Genomic DNA, 17,262 nt, shown 5'->3' on the forward strand with positions numbered 1-17,262 from the left:
TAGGACGTCACTGTTTGTTTCTGCCTTTATAATGTCCCATTCTTTTTCATGGGTTTTCTCTCCCGACATGTCTGTTTCCGTTCGCGACGCCTTGCGCATGGCCGCGCTCTACGTGGTGCTCTCGTTCCTGTGGCTGGTATTGGCGGAACTGGTGTTGCGCAACATTTCCGATGACCCCCTGGCACAGCACGTGGGTCGGCAGATCAATGTGGTGGTCTGGGTCCTGGTCAGTGCCCTGCTGATCTTCTTTTCCCGCGCTCGCCTGCTCAACTTCATCGGCGTTGGCGCCCGCCTGCGCCGCGACGATCGCGAACGCCTGCGCATGGCGGCGGCGGTATTCGACAGCACCCTGGAAGGTGTGCTGGTGACCGACCGCGATGGCCTGATCGTGCACGTCAACCGCGCCTTCATGCGCATCACCGGCTACCAGGCCGACGAAGTGCTGGGCCATCGACCGAGCAAGTTCAAGTCCGGCCGCCACGGTGTGTCGTTCTACCAGGACATCTTCTCCACCCTGGCAGAGAAGGGCGAGTGGAGCGGGGAGGTCTGGAACCGTCGCAAGAGCGGCGAAATCTATCCGCAGTGGCAGACCATCTGCGCCATTCGCGACGACAGCGGCGAGCTGACCCATTACGTGGCCGTGTTCAGCGATATCAGCGCGATCATGCATTCCGAGCAGGAGTTGGCCTACCTGGCCCATCACGACCCGCTCACCGGCCTGCCCAACCGCCTGCTGTTCAACGACCGCGTCGAGCAGGCACTGGCCTCGGCCCAGGCCAACAAGCGCGGCTGCGGCTTGCTGCTGCTCGACCTGGATCACTTCCAGAGCATCAACGATGGCCTGGGCCACACCATCGGCGACCAGTTGCTCAAGCTGGTGGGCGAACGCCTGCGCGACCTGCTGGGCAACGGCGTGACCCTCGCGCGCCTGGGGGGCGACGAGTTCGGCGTGCTGCTCGAGCACTGTCAGGAGGTCGGCCAGGCCGACAAGCTGGCGCAGAGCATCATCGACCGCCTGCGCGAAGCCTTCGAATTCGAGGGACATCGGTTGTTCATCAGCGCCAGTGTCGGTATCAGCCTGTTCCCTAGCGATGCGCTGGGTGCCGAGCAGCTGCTGCGCAATGCCGATGCGGCGTTGTTCAAGGCCAAGGGCAATGGCCGCGCCTGTTACGCCTTGTACACCGAAGAACTGACTGCCCATGCCCAGCATCGGGTGGAAACCGCCGGTGAACTGCGCCGTGCGCTGGAGCAGGATGAACTGCGGGTGTTCTACCAGCCGGTCTACGACCTGTTCACCGCGCGCCTGGTCGGGGTCGAGGCGCTGGTGCGCTGGCAGCACCCGCTGCGGGGCATGGTATCGCCAGGCGAGTTCATCCCCATCGCCGAGCGCACGGGGCTGATTGCCGAGATCGATGCCTGGGTGCTGCGCAGTGCGTGCCGGCAGATGGTCCAGTGGCAAGCACAGGGGCGAGTGCTGGCGTTCGTTGCGGTCAACGTCTCCAGCCGCCTGTTTGGCCAGCGGGAACTGTACCAGCAGGTGGCCGAGGTGCTGCACGAAACCGGTCTGGACCCCGCAATGCTGGAACTGGAAGTGACCGAAAGCGCGGTGATGGAAGACCCGGAAGTCGCGCTGGAGCAATTGCATCGCCTGCGCGAGCTGGGCCTGAACCTGGCGATCGACGACTTTGGCACAGGCTATTCGTCGTTGCTGCGGCTCAAGCGCCTGCCGGTGCAGAAGCTGAAGATCGACCAGGGCTTCGTTGCCGGGCTACCGCTGGATGAGGATGACATCGCGATCGTGCGGGTGATCATTGCCCTGGCGCGAAGCATGGGCATGCAGGTGCATGCCGAGGGCATCGAACAGGCAGAGCAGGCGCGGTTCCTGCTGGAGCACCAGTGTCAGTTGGGGCAGGGGTACTGGTTCGGGCGGCCGCTGCCAGCGCAGGATCTGCGCTGGGGGTGAGGGGTGATTGTCTTGGGATTTATGGTGCGGGTGAGATCGAGCGCCGCCCGCGCGGCAGCATCGCGAGCTGCGCTCGCTCCTACGTTTGTTTCGGGCCAATCAGCCCAGTTGGATGTGCGCGCGAACGCCTTGGCGCATGTCTCGATATCGCGCCGTACAATCAAGGCGGTCGCGCGCTTGCGTCACAGGCATAACTGGCCAGAAACAAACGTAGGAGCGAGCGTAGCTCGCGATGCGCCGCGTGGGCGGCGCTCGATATACGCCCCAACCAATCACTCAAGCCAAACTCAGCGCTTGTTCAACCCCTTGGCCAACCGATCCCCCCCAAGCTGAATCAACGCCACCAGCGCCACCAGCATGGCAATCACCGTCAGCATGATCTGGCTGTCGAACCGTTGATACCCATAGCGGTAGGCAATGTCCCCCAGCCCACCTGCACCAATCGCCCCGGCCATGGCCGAGGAGTTGATCAACGTCACCAGGGTAATGGTGAAACCCCCGACAATCCCCGGCAGTGCCTCGGGCAACAGCACATGCCAGACAATGTGCCAGCGTCGGCAGCCCATGGCCTGGGCAGCTTCCACCAGCCCATGGTCGACCTCGCGCAAGCTCACCTCGGCGATCCGCGCGAAGAATGGTGTGGCGGCGATGGTCAGCGGTACCACTGCAGCCCATACGCCATAGGTGGTGCCGACCACCAGACGGGTGAAGGGGATCAGCGCCACCATCAGGATCAGGAACGGGATCGAACGGAACAGGTTCACGAAGGCGCCCAGCACCCGGTTCAACGAAGGCGCCGCGAAAATCCCGCCCTTGTCGCTGGTAACCAGCAGCACCGCCATCGGCACGCCCACCAGCAAAGCGATCAGTGACGACACGCCCACCATCAGCAGGGTGTCGAGCAATCCTTCGAGCAGTCGATCAAACCACATGGCCCAGCACCTCCACGTCCTCGGCCCAGCGGCGGGCGTGTTCGAGCAATTGTCGGGTGTCGTGGGGCGAACCCTGCACCGACAGGATCAGTTGCCCCAGGGCATGTTCGCCGATGGTTTCCACACCGCCCTGGAGCAGGCGTACCCGCCCGCCCAGGTCATGAAACAGCTCCGACAACGGCGGTTCGCCGATCACGTTGAGCTTGAGCACCAACGCAGCGTCACGGCTCGCCGGATTGGCCTGCAGCCGGGCCTGCAAGGTCGCTGGCAACTTGGCCTGCAGCGGTGCGAGCAGGGTCCGGGTGACTTCATGGCGGGGTGTGCCGAACACTTTCCAGACTTCACCTTGTTCGACGACCTGGCCGCGCTCGAGCACCACCACGCGATGGCAGATGTCGCGTATCACCGCCATTTCATGGGTGATCAGCACCACGGTCAGGCTCAGGCGCTGGTTGATGGTGCGCAGCAGTTCGAGGATCGAGGCGGTGGTTTCCGGGTCCAGCGCCGAAGTTGCTTCGTCGCACAGCAGGATCTCGGGGTCGTGCACCAGGGCGCGGGCGATGCCCACGCGCTGTTTCTGGCCACCCGACAACTGGGCCGGGTAGACCTGATGCTTTTCGGCAAGGCCCACCAGCTCCAGCAACTCGCGCACCTTGCGCTGGCGTTCGGCCTTGGCCACGCCGGCCACCTTCAGGGGCAGCTCGACGTTCTGCCACACGGTCTTGGCCGACATCAGGTTGAAGTGCTGGAAGATCATGCCGATGCGCCGGCGCAGTGCCACCAGGCGGTCTTCGTCGAAGGGGGCGATGTCGACCTGGTCGATCAGCACGCGGCCCTGGCTGGGTTGTTCCAGGCGGTTGATGGTGCGCAGCAGTGACGATTTGCCCGCACCGCTGCGGCCGATGATGCCGAAGATTTCGCCGCGACGAATGTTCAGGTCGATGCCTTGCAATGCCGGCTGCTCCTGGCCCGGGTAGGTCTTGCCGAGGCCGACGAAGCGCACATGGGCTTCGTTGACCTCCGGGCGCAAGGCCTGCTCCCGAGCCGGTGGCGGCAAGGTTCGAGCGGTGGGCGCCTTCAAGGCGTTGGCCTGGCTCATGTTCAGCCTTCCCAGCCGGCTTGGTAGAGGCTGCCGTGGGCCTTGTCCAGCGCTGCGCGCACGGCGGGCGAATGCTGGTAGATGTCGACGAACCTGGCCAGGCGCGGGTCGTCCTTGCTCTGCGGGCGGATGACGAACTGGATCACGTATTCCTTGTTCTCAAGGCCGTCGAACAGCAGGGCCGAGGTGGCATCGAAGCTGTTGGCCAGGCGGATGTAGGCGGGGTAGCCCTGCACCAGGTCGGCATCGTCATAGGCGCGCACCAGCTGCACGGCCTCCACCTGCAGGATCTTCAGCTTCTTCGGGTTGGCGACGATGTCGTCTTCGGTGGCCTTGTAGCCGACGCCCGGCTTGAGCGTGATCAATCCGGCCTTGGCCAGCAGTTGCAGGCCACGGCCGCTGTTGATCGGGTCGTTGGCGATGGCCACGCTGGCGCCTTCGGGCAGCTCGGCGAAGCTTTTGTACTGCTTCGAGTAGAGGCCGACGTTGTTGATGATGCCCGGTGCGTAGGGCTCCAGCGTGAAGCCTGCCGCGGCCTTGGCGTTCTCCAGGAAGGGGATGTGCTGGAAGTAGTTCACATCGATGTCGCCGCTGTTGAGGCTCACGTTCGGCGCGATCCAGTCGCTGAATTCGATCAGCTTCACTTCCAGGCCCTGCTTGTGGGCTTCTTCCACGGCAGCTTCCAGCGGGATGGCGAAGGCGGCGGTGGTGCCGATCTTCAGCGGCTCGGCAGCCACTGCAGCGCTGGACAGACCGAGGGCGAGGGCGATGGCCGCGACGGGCCGGAACAGGTTCTCAAGCATGGTGCGCAACTCCAGTCGGGGCAGAGGTGTGGCGATAGGTCGAGCCGATGTGGTCGGCAGGCAGGTGAGGGTGGCGGCTGTCGAACAGCTTTTCGCGCAAGGTGCCGTCGGCGTAGGCGGTCTTGTAGCGGCCACGCTGTTGCAGTTGCGGGACCACCAGGTCGATGAAGTCTTCGAAGCTTTCAGGGGTAACGGTGCGGGTCAGGTTGAAACCGTCCAGGCCGGTTTCGTCGATCCAGGCAATCAGTTGTTCGGCGACTTGTGCCGGCGCACCGACCAGGGTCACGTAGCGTCCACCCAGAGCGTGCTGCTCCAGCAGGCGGCGGCGAGTCCAGGCGTTGTCCTGCAGCTGGCGGGTGGCCGACTGGATGGCGTTGCCTTTGCTGGCGTCGATCGGTTCATCCAGCTCATAGGCGGCAAAGTCGATCCCGGTCGACGCGGCGAAGTGCGCAACGCCCGCTTCCGGGCTGGCATGGCACAGGTATTGCGCGTACTTGGCCTGGGCCTCTTGCTCAGTGGGCGCGACGATCACCGTGATGCCCATGAACACCTTGATCGCCTGCGGGTTGCGGCCAGCCGCCTGGGCGGCGGCGCGCACCTTGTCGACCTGGGCGCGGGTCGCGGCTTTTTCCTGGCCGCTGATGAACACGCACTCGGCATGGTTGCCGGCGAAGGCCAGGCCACGCGGTGAACTGCCGGCCTGGAACAGCACCGGAGTGCGCTGCGGCGAAGGCTCGCACAGGTGGTAGCCCTCGACCTTGTAGAACTCGCCGTGGTGGCGCACCTTGCGCACTTTTTCCGGCTCGGCATACACCCGCCGCTCGCGGTCCTCGACCACCGCATCGTCGGCCCAGCTGCCTTCGAGCAGTTGGTACAGCACCTGCAGGTATTCGTCGGCCTGGTCGTAGCGGCGGTCGTGTTCCGGTTGCTGCTCCAGGCCCATGGCACGGGCGGCGCTGTCGAGGTAGCCGGTGACGATGTTCCAGCCGACCCGGCCGTTGCTCAGGTGGTCGAGCGTGGACAGGCGTCGGGCGAACAGGTACGGCGCTTCGTAGGTGAGGTTGGCGGTGAGGCCGAAGCCCAGGTGGCGGGTGGCTGCAGCCATGGCCGAAACCAGCAGCAGCGGGTCGTTGACCGGTAGCTGGATCGACTCTTTCAGCGTCACGTCCAGCGACTGGCCGTAGACGTCGTAGGTGCCGACGATGTCGGCGATGAACAGCCCGTCGAACAGCCCGCGTTCGAGCAGGCGTGCAAGGTCGGTCCAGTAGTCCAGCGACTTGTACTGGGTCGAGGTGTCCCGCGGGTGGGTCCACAGGCCGTGGTTGATGTGCCCGATGCAGTTCATGTTGAAGGCATTGAGGAGGATTTCCCTGGCCATCAGATGGTCCCTCGGCGGGGTGGGTTTTCGTTGTTGAGGTAGTAGTTGCCGATGGCGTGGTACTTCCAGCGCACCGGGTCGTGCAGGGTGTGCACGCGGGCGTTGCGCCAGTGGCGGTCGAGGTTGTGCTCGGCCAGGGTGGCCTGGCTGCCGGCCAGTTCGAACAGGGTGGTGCCGGCGGCCAGGGCGATCTCGGTGCTGATCGCCCGCGCCTCGGCCACGGCGATGGAAGCCGCGGCGACCGTGTCGGCGTTGCTGTCGGCCTGGGCGCGGTCGAGGTATTCACCTGCGCGCTCGAGCAAGGCCTCGGCGGCGTGCAGGCGAATGCTCAGATGGCCGAAGCTTTTCAGGGTCAGCGGATCGTCGCTGGCCTTGTCGAGGCCGGAGTCGACCCAGGGCCGGCTGCGTGTGCGCACGAAGTGCAGGGCGTCATCAAAGGCGGCGCGGGCAATGCCCGTGTCGATGGCCGCGTGAAGGATCTGCGCCAACGGGCCTACCGGCGTGGGGCGTTCGAAAGCCGACTGGAACGGCACCACGTCTTCGCTGCGCACGTACACGTTTTCGAATGCCACCGAGCCGCTGCCGGTGGTGCGTTGGCCGAAGCCGCTCCAGTCGTCGATCACCTGCAGGCCCTGGCTGTCAGCCGGGACGAAGGCCAGGTGCTGCACGCCTTGTTCGTCGATCACTGACGTCGGGATGCGCTGAGCGTAGAGGGCGCCGGTGGCGTAGAACTTGCGACCGTCGATGCGGTAGCCGTCACCGTCGCGGGTCAGGCGGGTGGTGCGGTCGTGGGCGGTTTTCGTGCCGAGCTCGGCCAGGGCGTTGCCGAAGCGTCGGCCGGCCAGTACTTCGGCATACAGGCGCTGCTGCTGTTCGGGGGTGCCGTTTACCCTCAGTACTTCCAGGGCGTAGAAATGGTTTTGCGGAATCTGTCCGAGTGAAGCATCGGCCTGGGCGATGCGGGCAATGACCTTGGCCAGGGTGACGTTGGACACGCCCGCGCCGCCGAAGGCCTTGGGCACGCTGATGGCCCACAGGCCGCTGCGGGTGAACAGGTCCAGTTCGGGGTGCGGCAGGCGTCGTTCGCGGTCGCGCTGGGGGCTGTCGCGGCGCAGTTGCTGGGCGAGTTCTTCGGCGATGGCCAGGGCTTGGGTGTCGCTGGTGATGATCGATGTTGTCATGGTGTTCTCCGGGGCCTTGGGGGCCGCTGTGCGGCCCAATCGCCGGCAAGCCGGCTCCCACAGGTACAGCGCTGATCTCGACTGGTGTGGGATCTCTGTGGGAGCTGGCTTGCCAGCGATTGGGCTGCACAGCAGCCCCGAGGCCAGAATCAGATCCAGGAATGCCGCGCCGGCAAGGTCCCGTTGAGGTAGTAGGCGCCCACCGCGTGATACTTCCAGCGCACCGGGTCATGCAGGGTGTGCACCCGGGCATTGCGCCAGTGGCGGTCGAGGTTGAATTCGGCGAGGGTGGCGCGGCTGCCGGCCAGTTCGAACAGCTTCTCGCTGGCCTGCAGGGAAATCTCGGTGGTCAGCACCTTGGCCTCGGCCACGGCAATCGAGGCGCGGGCTGCCGATGCGGCATCGATCGGTGCCGCGTTCACTTCGTCGAGCACCCGCGCCGCCTTGCGCAGCAGCGCCTGGGCCGCATGCAGTTCGAGTTTCAGGCGGCCGATGTCGGCAATCACGTAAGGGTCGTCGCTGGCCCGCTCGACCTTGGCCTCGATCCATGGACGCGATCTTTCACGCACGAAGTGAATGGCGTCATCGATCGCCGCTTCGGCGATGCCGGCATCGATGGCGGCCTGGATCAACTGCGAGCCGGCGCCCTGGATGTTCGGCACGTCACGCTGGCGCCAGTTGTCGATCACCAGTTCCGCGTCGACCGGGACCTGGTCGAGCAGCACGGTGCCGCTGGCGGTGGTGCGTTGGCCAAAGCCCGACCAGTCATCGACGATACGCAGCCCCGGCGAGCCCCGGCGGACGAATGCCAGGCGCTGGCGGCCCTCGTCGTCCAGGGCCTTGACCGCGACCCAGTGGGCGAACAGCGCGCCGGTGGAATAGAACTTCTCACCGCTGATGCGATAGCCAGCGCCTGTCCGGGTGATTCGCGCCTTCAGGGTCAGGGTGTCCTTGGTGCCGCGCTCCGGTCCGGCATTGCCGATGCGCCAGCCGTCGAGCACGTTGCGGAAGATCACTGCCTGTTGCGCCTCGGTAGCGGTCAGGCGCAGCAGCTGCAGCATGCCGAACTGGTTCTGCGGAATCTGCCCCAGCGCCGGGTCGGCGGCGCTGATGATGCGGAACACGTCGGCGATGGTTTCGAACGAGACGTCGGGGCCGCCATGGGCCTTGGGCACGCTGATGCTGCCCAGGCCGCTGCGGGTGAACTGCTCGATCTCGGCCCAAGGGAGCTTGCGTTGCTGGTCGCGGCGGGCGGCTTGCTCGCGGGCGACTGCGGCCAGGTTGTGGGCGGCTTGCAGGGCTTCGGCGTCGTTGCGCAGAACCTGGGCCTGCAGCAGCAGGGGCGAGCTGTCGAGGTCGCTGTGGAATTGGGTTTTTGGCAGGGTGGACATCAGTACCGAACCTCACAAAGTGGATGCGTCGCTTCAGCTGATGCGACAAGCGTTTGCTGGTCCGGTGGTCCGGTTCATATATCGTAATGATTTGTTAAAAGTTTATAAACTAACCTTTTGGAATATGCATAGAAGTGGGTTTTTTGGTGAATCAGATGGCCCTATCGCCGGCTTGCCGGCGATGAGGCCAGTGAATTATTCGGAAGCTGCGGTACCGAGAAACTTGCGCAGAAACTGCCGGGTCCGCTCTTCCCTGGGGTTGGCAAACAGCGCCTTGGCTTCGCCCTGCTCGACGATCACCCCCTTGTCGAAGAAGATCACCCGGTTCGCCACATCCCGGGCAAAGCTCATCTCGTGGGTGACGATGATCATGGTGCGTTTTTCCTCGGCCAGCCCTCGGATGGTCGCCAGGACTTCGCCGACCAGCTCCGGGTCGAGCGCCGAGGTGGGTTCGTCGAAGAGGATCACCTCAGGCTCCATGGCCAAGGCCCGGGCGATGGCCACGCGCTGCTGCTGGCCACCGGAAAGCCGCCGGGGGTAGGCGTCTTCCTTGCCCGCCAGGCCGACCTTGGCCAGCAACCGCCGGCCGAGTTCGAGGGCCTGCTCGCGGGGCGTCTTCTTGACGATCACCGGCCCTTCGATGACGTTCTCCAGGGCCGTGCGATGGGGGAACAGGTTGAAGTTCTGGAACACGAACCCGGCCTGCTGGCGCAAACGGCGGATCGCGCTCTGCTGGCTGCCCAGCGGGCGGTTGGCATCGATGCTGATGTCGCCGATGCGAATGAGCCCGGCGTCCGGGGTTTCCAGCAGGTTCAGGCAGCGCAGGAAGGTGGTCTTGCCCGAGCCGCTGGGGCCGATGATGGCCACCACTTCGCCGGGCTGCACGGTCAGGTCGATGCCGCTGAGCACGGTCTGGCCCTTGAACTGCTTGGTCAGGCCTTCTACGACGATCATCTTCAGTGCTCCTGGTCGTGCTGGTTGACGCGCGCTTCCATGCGGTTCTGGAAGTGCGCAAGGATGCTGCAGAGGATCCAGTAGATCACCGCAACCGCCAGGTACATGGTGAACACCTCGAAGGTACGCGCCGTGATCAGCTGCGCCTGACGGAACAGTTCGGGCACCTGGATGGTCGCCGCCAGGGCGGTGTCCTTGACCAGCGAGATGAAGCTGTTCCCCAGCGGCGGCAGCGCGGTGCGCAGGGCCTGGGGCAGGATGGTGCGGCGCATGGCCTGGGTGCGGGTCATGCCGATACTGGCGCAGGCCTCCCACTGTCCACGGTCGATGGACGAGATCGCTGCCCGAAGGATTTCGCAGATGTAGGCGGCCATGTTCAGCGACAGGCCGATCAGCGAGGCCGGGATCGGGTCGAGCTCGATGCCGATCTGCGGCATGCCGAAGTAGATCACGAACAGCTGCACCAGCAGCGGCGTGCCACGGAAGAACGAGACGTAGATGCGTGCCAGCCAGTTCAGCGGCAGGATCCTCGACAGCCGCATGAGTGCCAGGGCAAAGCCCAGCACCAGGCCGAAGAACATCCCGCCGACACTGAGCAGCACCGTGTAACCCGCGCCCTTCAGCAAGAAGGGCGTGGAGTCGGCAACCAGTTGCAGGCTTTCAGCGATCATTGGGTGACATCGGCACCGAAGTACTTCTCGGACAGCTTGGCCAGCGTGCCGTCAGCCTTGAGCTTGTCGATGGCCTTGTTGATGGCCGCCAGCAGTTCAGGCTCGCCCTTGCGCAGGGCCACGCCGCTTTCCAGGCGCGAGAAGGCATCGCCGGCAAGTTCGGTGTCCTTGGCTTTCTGCGCGTATTCCAGCGCGGCCAGGCGGTCGATCAGGATGGCGTCGATGCGGCCGTTGCGCAGGTCTGCAAACTTGCTCGGGTCATCCTCGTAGGTACGCACTTCTGCTTTCGGTACGTCCTGTTTGACCCATTGCTCGTAGTTGGTACCCAGGCCCACGCCGACCTTCTTGCCTGCCAGGTCCTGTGCACTCTTGATGTTCAGTTGATCGGCTTTCTTCTTCAGGATCAGCGCCTGGATGCCGGAGACGGTGTAGGGCTCGGAGAAGTCGTACTTCTTCTTGCGCTCCTCGGAAATGGTCACCTGGTTGACCACCACGTCCAGGCGCTTGGATTCCAGCGCGGCGAGAATGCCGTCCCACTTGGTCGGCTGGATCTTGGCCTTGACCCCCAGCTCCTTGGCTAGCAGCTCCGACAGCTCGACTTCGAAGCCGGCCAGCTTACCGTTTTCATCCTGGAAGCTGAACGGTGGGTAGGTGCCTTCGAGGCCGACGTTGATCACGCCTTTTTCCTGGATGGTCTTCAATTGCTCACCAGCGAATGCCTGGCCGAGCAGGCCGGCGCCCAGGAGGATGGCCAGGCTGGCGTTGAGTAGCGGTTTGGCGAATTTCGACATGTCAGGCCCCGCGCTTGTTGTGGAAGTAGTGGGTGGCGACTATAGAGTTGGCTTCATAGGCCAGGAAATAATAAAAACTTATTTTGTTATTCTATTTAAGAAAAAATTTGGCATTTCGGCTGTGTTGAGGGTAGGCGAGGTTGCCCGGTTCGTCATCGCGCCTTATGCCCGACTTAGCGCAGGATGGAATAAAGCGTTGTTTTTTCCAAGGGACGGATTTGCCGTAGAGTGGAATGCAAAACCACAGATTGCCCCCTGGCAGGAGAACCCCGTGAGCGAACAACCATCATCCGCCCATTGGCAGTTGCAGAGCATCGTCAGCGGCCTGCGCGGTGCCCGTGAGCAGTGGCGCAGCCGCAATGGCCGCAGCATCGGCGAACAGGGCGGGCGCGAGTTGCCCTCGCGCGAGGCCATGCGGCAAATCCTCGAGCAACTGTGCGGCGCGCTGTTTCCGATGCGCCTGGGGCCGGTGGACCTGCGCGAGGAAAGCGAGGACTTCTACGTCGGCCATACCCTCGATGCGGCGCTGACCGCACTGCTTGCCCAGGCGCGCCTGGAGCTGCGCTATGCCGCCCGCCAGAGCAAGGGCGATGTGGCTGGTGTCGAAGGCCAGGCCCTGCGCCTGATCCAGGACTTCGCTGCGGCGCTGCCTGGCCTTCGGGTGTTGCTCGATACCGACGTGCTGGCGGCCTACCACGGTGACCCGGCGGCGCGTAGTGTCGATGAAGTGCTGCTGTGCTACCCGGGGATTCTGGCGATCATCCATCACCGCCTGGCCCACCACCTGTACCAGGCCGGGTTGCCGTTGCTGGCGCGGATCAGTTCGGAGCTGGCGCATTCGGCCACCGGCATCGACATCCACCCCGGCGCGCAGATCGGCCCGAGTTTCTTCATCGACCATGGCACCGGTGTGGTGATCGGCGAGACGGCGATCATCGGCGAGCGCGTGCGCATCTACCAGGCCGTGACCCTGGGCGCCAAGCGTTTCCCCAGCGACGAGTCGGGGACGCTGCACAAGGGCCTGCCGCGCCATCCGATCGTCGAGGATGATGTGGTGATCTATGCGGGGGCGACCATCCTTGGGCGTATTACCATCGGCAAGGGTTCGACCATTGGTGGCAATGTGTGGCTGACCCGCAGCGTGCCGGCCGACAGCAACATCACCCAGGCGAACTTGCAGCTGGATTGTCAGGACAAGAACTGAGTTCCTTGCCGGCCCTATCGCCGGCAAGCCGGCTCCTACACTTACCCCACAGCAGTCAGGTTCGGTGGCGACTCTGTGGGAGCCGGCTTGCCGGCGATGGGGCCGGTACAGGTCTGCACCGATCAGCTCCCCGGTTCGCATTGAATGCCAATCCATGTTTAACTTGAACGCTTGTTCAATGAAAAACGCTGGTCCGCTGCCGGTGTTCAACAGGAGGATTCCTTTGCTGAACCCGTTCAATCCGTACCTCACGTCGATCGACGAGGTGCCTGTTCCATGAGTGCACCAACCGCTTCACTTGCCCCCGGCAAGATCCGCATGAACCCCCCGGTGTTCTACTTCGCGGCAAGTTTCATCCTCATCTTCGGCCTGGTGGTCATCGCGTTCCCGCAAGCTTCGGGCGAGTGGCTGCTGGCCGCGCAGAACTGGGCGGCCAACACGGTCGGCTGGTACTACATGCTGGCCATGACCCTGTACCTGGTGTTCGTGGTGGTCACCGCCTTGTCCGGCTACGGCAAGATCAAGCTCGGTGCCGACCACGACGAACCCGAGTTCAGTTACCTGTCGTGGGCCGGGATGCTGTTCGCTGCCGGCATCAGCATCACGCTGTTCTTCTTCTGCGTCTCCGAACCGCTGACCCACATGCTGCAGCCGCCGCAAGGCGAGGCCGGCACGGCAGAGGCCGGGCGCCAGGCAATGCAGATCCTGTTCCTGCACTGGGGCCTGCATGGCTGGGGCGTGTTCGCTTTCGTCGGCATGGCGCTGGCCTACTTCGCCTACCGCCACAACTTGCCACTGGCGCTGCGCTCGGCGCTGTACCCATTGATCGGCAAGCGCATCAACGGGCCGATCGGCTACGCGGTGGATGGCTTCGGCATCATCGCCACGGTGTTCGGTCTGGGCGCCGACATGGGCTTCGGCGTGCTGCACCTGAATGCCGGCCTCGACTACCTGTTCGGCATCAGCCACAGCCAGTGGGTGCAGGTGATGCTCATCGCCCTGATGATGGGCGCGGCCGTGGCCGTGGCGGTCGCCGGGGTGGAGAAGGGCGTGCGGGTGATGAGCGACATCAACCTGTTCCTGGCCTGTGCGCTGCTGCTGTTCGTGCTGTTCGCGGGGCCCACCCAGCACCTGTTCAATACCCTGATCCAGAACCTGGGCGACTACCTGGGGGCCTTGCCGCGCAAGAGCTTCGACGTCTACGCCTACGGGGAGAACCGCGACTGGCTGGGTGGCTGGACCGTGTTCTACTGGGCCTGGTGGATTGCCTGGGCGCCGTTCGTGGGGCTGTTCATCGCGCGGATTTCCCGCGGCCGCACGATCCGCGAGTTCGTCTTCGGCGTGCTGCTGATTCCGCTGGGTTTCACCCTGGCGTGGATGTCGATCTTCGGCAACAGCGCGCTCGACCAGGTGATCAATCACGGCATGACGGCGCTCGGCCAGTCGGCGTTGGACAACCCGTCGATGAGCCTGTACCTGCTGCTGGAAACCTACCCGTGGAGCAAGACGGTCATCGCCGTGACGGTGTTCATCAGCTTCGTGTTCTTCGTCACCTCGGCCGACTCTGGCACGGTGGTGCTGTCGACCCTGTCGGCCAAGGGTGGTGGCGCCGACGAAGACGGCCCGAACTGGCTGCGCATCTTCTGGGGCGTGATGACCGCGCTGATCACCAGCGGCCTGTTGTTCGCCGGCAGCATCGATTCGCTGAAATCGGCGGTGGTGCTGACGTCGCTGCCGTTCTCGTTGATCCTGCTGTGCATGATGTGGGGGCTGCACAAGGCCTTCTACCTGGAGAGCCAGCGGCAGATCGCGCAGATGCATTCGCTGGCACCGTTCGCCCAGTCTCGGCGTGGCCGCGGCGGTTGGCGCCAGCGCCTGAGCCAGGCGGTGCACTTCCCGTCACGCGATGAGGTGTACCGCTTCATGGACGACGTGGTGCGCCCGGCGATCGCCGAGGTGCGCGAAGTGTTCGAGCAGAAAGGGTTGGTGCTGGTCACCCAGGATGACCCGAGCCATGACAACGTCAGCCTGAAGGTCGGCCATGGCGAGGAGCAGCCGTTCATCTACCAGGTGCAGATGCGCGGGTATTTCACGCCATCGTTCGCGCTGGGTGGGTTGGGCACTCAGGAGTTGAAGAACCGTCGCTATTACCGGGCGGAGGTGCACCTGAGCGAAGGCAGCCAGAACTACGACCTGGTGGGCTACAGCAAGGAGCAGATCATCAACGACATCCTCGACCAGTACGAGCGGCACATGCAGTACCTGCATCTGGTCCGGTAGGCCCAATCGCCGGCAAGCCGGCTCCCACAAGGGCAGTGCAGATCCTGTGGGAGCCGGCTTGCCGGCGATTGGAGGCCAGCGGCCTCCCAAGGCCCTTCAGAACGGCGCATCCCCAAGGATGGTCGCCCGATGCATCACCCGCCGGTTCGGCCGGTAGTCATCCACCGCAAAATGCTGCGTCACGCGGTTATCCCAGAACGCCACGTCATTCTCCTGCCAACGCCAGCGAATGCTGAACTCCGGCCGCGTCGCATGGGCGAACAGCAGCTTCAGCAGCGCCTCGCTCTCCAGCTCGCTCAATTCGTTGATCCGCGTGGTGAACCCTTCGTTGACGAACAGTGCCTTGCGCCCGCTCACCGGGTGGGTGCGCACCACCGGGTGCGACAGCGGTGGGTTCTTGCGCCGTGTCTCCTCCCAGCGCGCCAGGTCCTGCGGCGTGGTGCCGAAGCGCTCCAATGGGAACGACTTGGTGAAATCATGGGTAGCGCTCAGCCCTTCGAGCATCTCGCGCAGCGGCGCCGACAGCGCCTCGAACGCCGCGATGCCGCTGGCCCACAAGGTATCGCCACCGTAGGCCGGCAACTGCTTGGCGCTGAGCACCGCGCCCAGCGCCGGGGTGGGCAGGAAGGTCACGTCGGTGTGCCATACGGCATTGTCGCGCACGTCGGTGACGGCCGTGTCGAGCACCAGCACCTGCGGGGTCTCCGGCACGTTGGGGTAGATCGGGTGGATGTGCAAATCACCGAAGCGAGCAGCAAAACGTGCCTGCTGCTCGGGGTTGATCGGCTGGTCGCGGAAGAACAGCACCTGGTGCTCGAGCAATGCCTGCTCGATGGCGTCGCGCTGTTCGGCGCTGATGTCGCGGCTGATGTCCACGCCGCTGATCTGGGCGCCAAGCGCCGGGCTGAGTGGGGTAATGGTCAGGCTCATGGCTTTTCTCGTGCAGGCGCCGGGGTGCCGGCGTGGTCAGTCCAGTTCAGTGGCTTTGCCCGTGCCAGGGCACCAGCTTGCGTTGCAGGGCGCGCAGGCCCATCTCCAGGGCGAAGGCGATCAGGGCGATCAACAGGATGCCCAGCACCACCACATCGGTGACCAGGAACTGCGCCGCCGACTGCACCATGAAGCCCAGGCCGCTGGTGGCGGCGATCAGTTCGGCAGCGACCAGGGTCGACCAGCCGACGCCCAGGCCAATGCGGATACCGGTGAGGATGTCGGGCAATGCGCTGGGCAGGATCACATGGCGAATCAGCTGCGCTCGGCTGGCGCCCAGCGACTGGGCAGCGCGCAACTTGGCAGGGTCCACGGTGCGTACGCCGGTGGCTGTGGCGATGGCGATCGGGGCGAAGATCGCCAGGTAGATCAGCAGCACCTTGGACAGCTCGCCGATACCGCACCAGATGACGATCAGTGGCAGATAGGCCAGCGGCGGAATCGGCCGGTAGAACTCGATCAGCGGGTCGAAGATGCCGCGTGCCACGCGGTTGTAGCCGATGGCGATGCCGACCGGGATGGCGCTCAGGGTGGCGGCGCCCAGGGCCAGGCCGATCCGGCCGAGGCTTGCGCCCAGGTGCTGCCACAGGCTGGCGTCCATGTAGCCCTGGGTGAGCAAGCTCCAGGCCCTGGCCAGGATATCGCCGGGCGAGGGCAGGAACAGCGGCTCGATCCAGCCGGCGGCGGTCACCAGCCACCAGGCCAGGAGCAGACTGGCCAGGGTCAGGGCGCTGATCCAGCGGGTGGCGAGCGGGCGGCGGGCGCATACGGCGGGCCGGGGTTGGCTGTGATGCTTGCCGGTGACCGGCAGGTCCAGGCTGCTCATGCGCGCTCCTGCTGGCTTTGGCGTTGGGAGAACACCCGCGCCAGCACATGCTCGCGGGTTTCGATGAAGCGTGGATCGGACTTGATCGCCCGGGCCGGCTCGCCTGCGGCATGGCGCTGGCCGAAATCCAGCTGCAGGCGTTCGACCACACGGCCCGGATCAGGGGCCAGCAGGACCAGCTCGGTGGCCAGGAACACTGCCTCTTCGATGTCGTGGGTGATGAGGAACACCGGCTTGGCCGTGCGCTGCCACACCTGCAGCAGCAGTTCCTGCATCTGCTCGCGGGTAAAGGCGTCCAGTGCACCGAACGGCTCGTCCATCAGCAGTACCCGGGGGGCGGCCGCCAGCGCACGGGCCAGGCCCACGCGCTGTTTCTGGCCGCCGGACAATTGCCAGATACGGCGCTCGGCGAAACCGTCGAGATCGACCAGGGCCAGCATCTCCCGCGCCTTGGCTTCGCGCTCGGCGCGCGGCACGCCGGCCAGTTCGAGGCCGAAGGCAACGTTGCCGAGCACGTTCTGCCACGGCAGTAGCGCGTCATCCTGGAACACCACGCCACGTTCTGCACCGGGGCCTTGCACTGGCACGCCATCGAGGCTGATGCGTCCGCTGCTGGGGGCGACGAAGCCGGCGATCAGGTTGAGCAGCGAGGTCTTGCCGCTGCCCGATGGCCCCAGGGCCACCAGCAGCTGGCGAGGCCCAAGGCTCAGGTTGATGTCGGCCAGCACCGGGGTGCTGGCGCCGGGGTACTGTGCGCTGATGCGCTCCAGTTCGAGCAAGGCCATGACGGGCTCCGGGT

Annotated in this window: 15 protein-coding genes; 3 read left to right on the forward strand and 12 right to left on the reverse strand. The window is 64.8% G+C overall.

Translation table 11 applies throughout. The annotated features are described in order from the left end of the window. Positions 1–67 precede the first annotated feature (67 nt). Positions 68–1,963: a phosphodiesterase DibA gene (dibA, locus tag PPL01S_RS08405; RefSeq protein ID WP_028625542.1), complete on the forward strand. Its 1,896-nt coding sequence runs from the start codon at positions 68–70 to the stop codon at positions 1,961–1,963. Between the two features lie 287 nt (positions 1,964–2,250). Here dibA and PPL01S_RS08410 read toward each other — a convergent pair whose 3' ends face one another. The 9 genes from PPL01S_RS08410 to tcyJ all read right to left on the reverse strand — a co-directional run bounded on the left by PPL01S_RS08410 (position 2,251) and on the right by tcyJ (position 11,163). After that, a complete protein-coding gene (locus tag PPL01S_RS08410; protein ID WP_028625541.1) occupies positions 2,251–2,895 on the reverse strand; it encodes a methionine ABC transporter permease in 645 nt (214 codons plus the stop codon). After that, positions 2,885–3,994 (reverse strand): methionine ABC transporter ATP-binding protein, encoded by a 1,110-nt coding sequence (locus PPL01S_RS08415; RefSeq protein WP_016394135.1) that lies wholly within the window; start codon positions 3,992–3,994, stop codon positions 2,885–2,887. Before PPL01S_RS08415 ends, PPL01S_RS08410 begins: the two co-directional genes overlap by 11 nt. Before the next feature lie 2 nt (positions 3,995–3,996). Further along, positions 3,997–4,797, reverse strand: coding sequence for a MetQ/NlpA family ABC transporter substrate-binding protein (locus PPL01S_RS08420; protein ID WP_028625540.1), 801 nt, complete (start codon positions 4,795–4,797; stop codon positions 3,997–3,999). After that, complete coding sequence (locus tag PPL01S_RS08425) at positions 4,790–6,175, reverse strand: LLM class flavin-dependent oxidoreductase (protein WP_028625539.1); 1,386 nt, start codon at positions 6,173–6,175, stop codon at positions 4,790–4,792. The genes PPL01S_RS08420 and PPL01S_RS08425 overlap by 8 nt, the downstream gene beginning before the upstream one ends. Further along, positions 6,175–7,356 (reverse strand): SfnB family sulfur acquisition oxidoreductase, encoded by a 1,182-nt coding sequence (locus PPL01S_RS08430; RefSeq protein WP_016394138.1) that lies wholly within the window; start codon positions 7,354–7,356, stop codon positions 6,175–6,177. The genes PPL01S_RS08425 and PPL01S_RS08430 overlap by 1 nt, the downstream gene beginning before the upstream one ends. Before the next feature lie 149 nt (positions 7,357–7,505). Further along, on the reverse strand, positions 7,506–8,747 hold the full coding sequence (locus PPL01S_RS08435) for an SfnB family sulfur acquisition oxidoreductase (RefSeq protein ID WP_016394139.1): 1,242 nt from the start codon (positions 8,745–8,747) through the stop codon (positions 7,506–7,508). 195 nt (positions 8,748–8,942) lie between these two features. Beyond that, positions 8,943–9,701 (reverse strand): L-cystine ABC transporter ATP-binding protein TcyN, encoded by a 759-nt coding sequence (tcyN, locus tag PPL01S_RS08440; RefSeq protein ID WP_016394140.1) that lies wholly within the window; start codon positions 9,699–9,701, stop codon positions 8,943–8,945. Between the two features lie 2 nt (positions 9,702–9,703). Beyond that, positions 9,704–10,372 carry a cystine ABC transporter permease gene (tcyL, locus tag PPL01S_RS08445; RefSeq protein ID WP_016394141.1) on the reverse strand — a complete coding sequence of 223 codons (669 nt, stop codon included), beginning with the start codon at positions 10,370–10,372 and terminating at the stop codon, positions 9,704–9,706. Further along, entirely contained in the window at positions 10,369–11,163 is a 795-nt protein-coding gene (tcyJ, locus tag PPL01S_RS08450) for a cystine ABC transporter substrate-binding protein (protein ID WP_016394142.1), read from the reverse strand. The genes tcyL and tcyJ overlap by 4 nt, the downstream gene beginning before the upstream one ends. 271 nt (positions 11,164–11,434) lie before the next feature. Between tcyJ and epsC the strand changes: the two genes are divergently transcribed. Then, positions 11,435–12,367 (forward strand): serine O-acetyltransferase EpsC, encoded by a 933-nt coding sequence (gene epsC, locus PPL01S_RS08455; RefSeq protein WP_016394143.1) that lies wholly within the window; start codon positions 11,435–11,437, stop codon positions 12,365–12,367. Positions 12,368–12,685: 318 nt separating this feature from the next. Further along, complete coding sequence (gene betT / locus PPL01S_RS08460) at positions 12,686–14,647, forward strand: choline transporter BetT (protein WP_016394144.1); 1,962 nt, start codon at positions 12,686–12,688, stop codon at positions 14,645–14,647. A gap of 96 nt (positions 14,648–14,743) precedes the next feature. On the opposite strand, the gene tauD is transcribed toward betT, so the two are convergent. Genes tauD through tauB form a run of 3 tightly spaced genes read right to left on the reverse strand, consistent with a single transcriptional unit; the run spans position 14,744 to position 17,248 of the window. Further along, a complete protein-coding gene (tauD, locus tag PPL01S_RS08465) occupies positions 14,744–15,577 on the reverse strand; it encodes a taurine dioxygenase (protein WP_016394145.1) in 834 nt (277 codons plus the stop codon). 46 nt (positions 15,578–15,623) lie between these two features. Then, on the reverse strand, positions 15,624–16,463 hold the full coding sequence (gene tauC / locus PPL01S_RS08470; RefSeq protein ID WP_028625537.1) for a taurine ABC transporter permease TauC: 840 nt from the start codon (positions 16,461–16,463) through the stop codon (positions 15,624–15,626). After that, positions 16,460–17,248 (reverse strand): taurine ABC transporter ATP-binding subunit, encoded by a 789-nt coding sequence (tauB, locus tag PPL01S_RS08475; RefSeq protein ID WP_016394147.1) that lies wholly within the window; start codon positions 17,246–17,248, stop codon positions 16,460–16,462. Before tauB ends, tauC begins: the two co-directional genes overlap by 4 nt. Positions 17,249–17,262: the final 14 nt, after the last annotated feature.

The sequence above is a fragment of the Pseudomonas plecoglossicida NBRC 103162 = DSM 15088 genome (assembly GCF_000730665.1).
Lineage (GTDB): Bacteria > Pseudomonadota > Gammaproteobacteria > Pseudomonadales > Pseudomonadaceae > Aquipseudomonas > Aquipseudomonas plecoglossicida.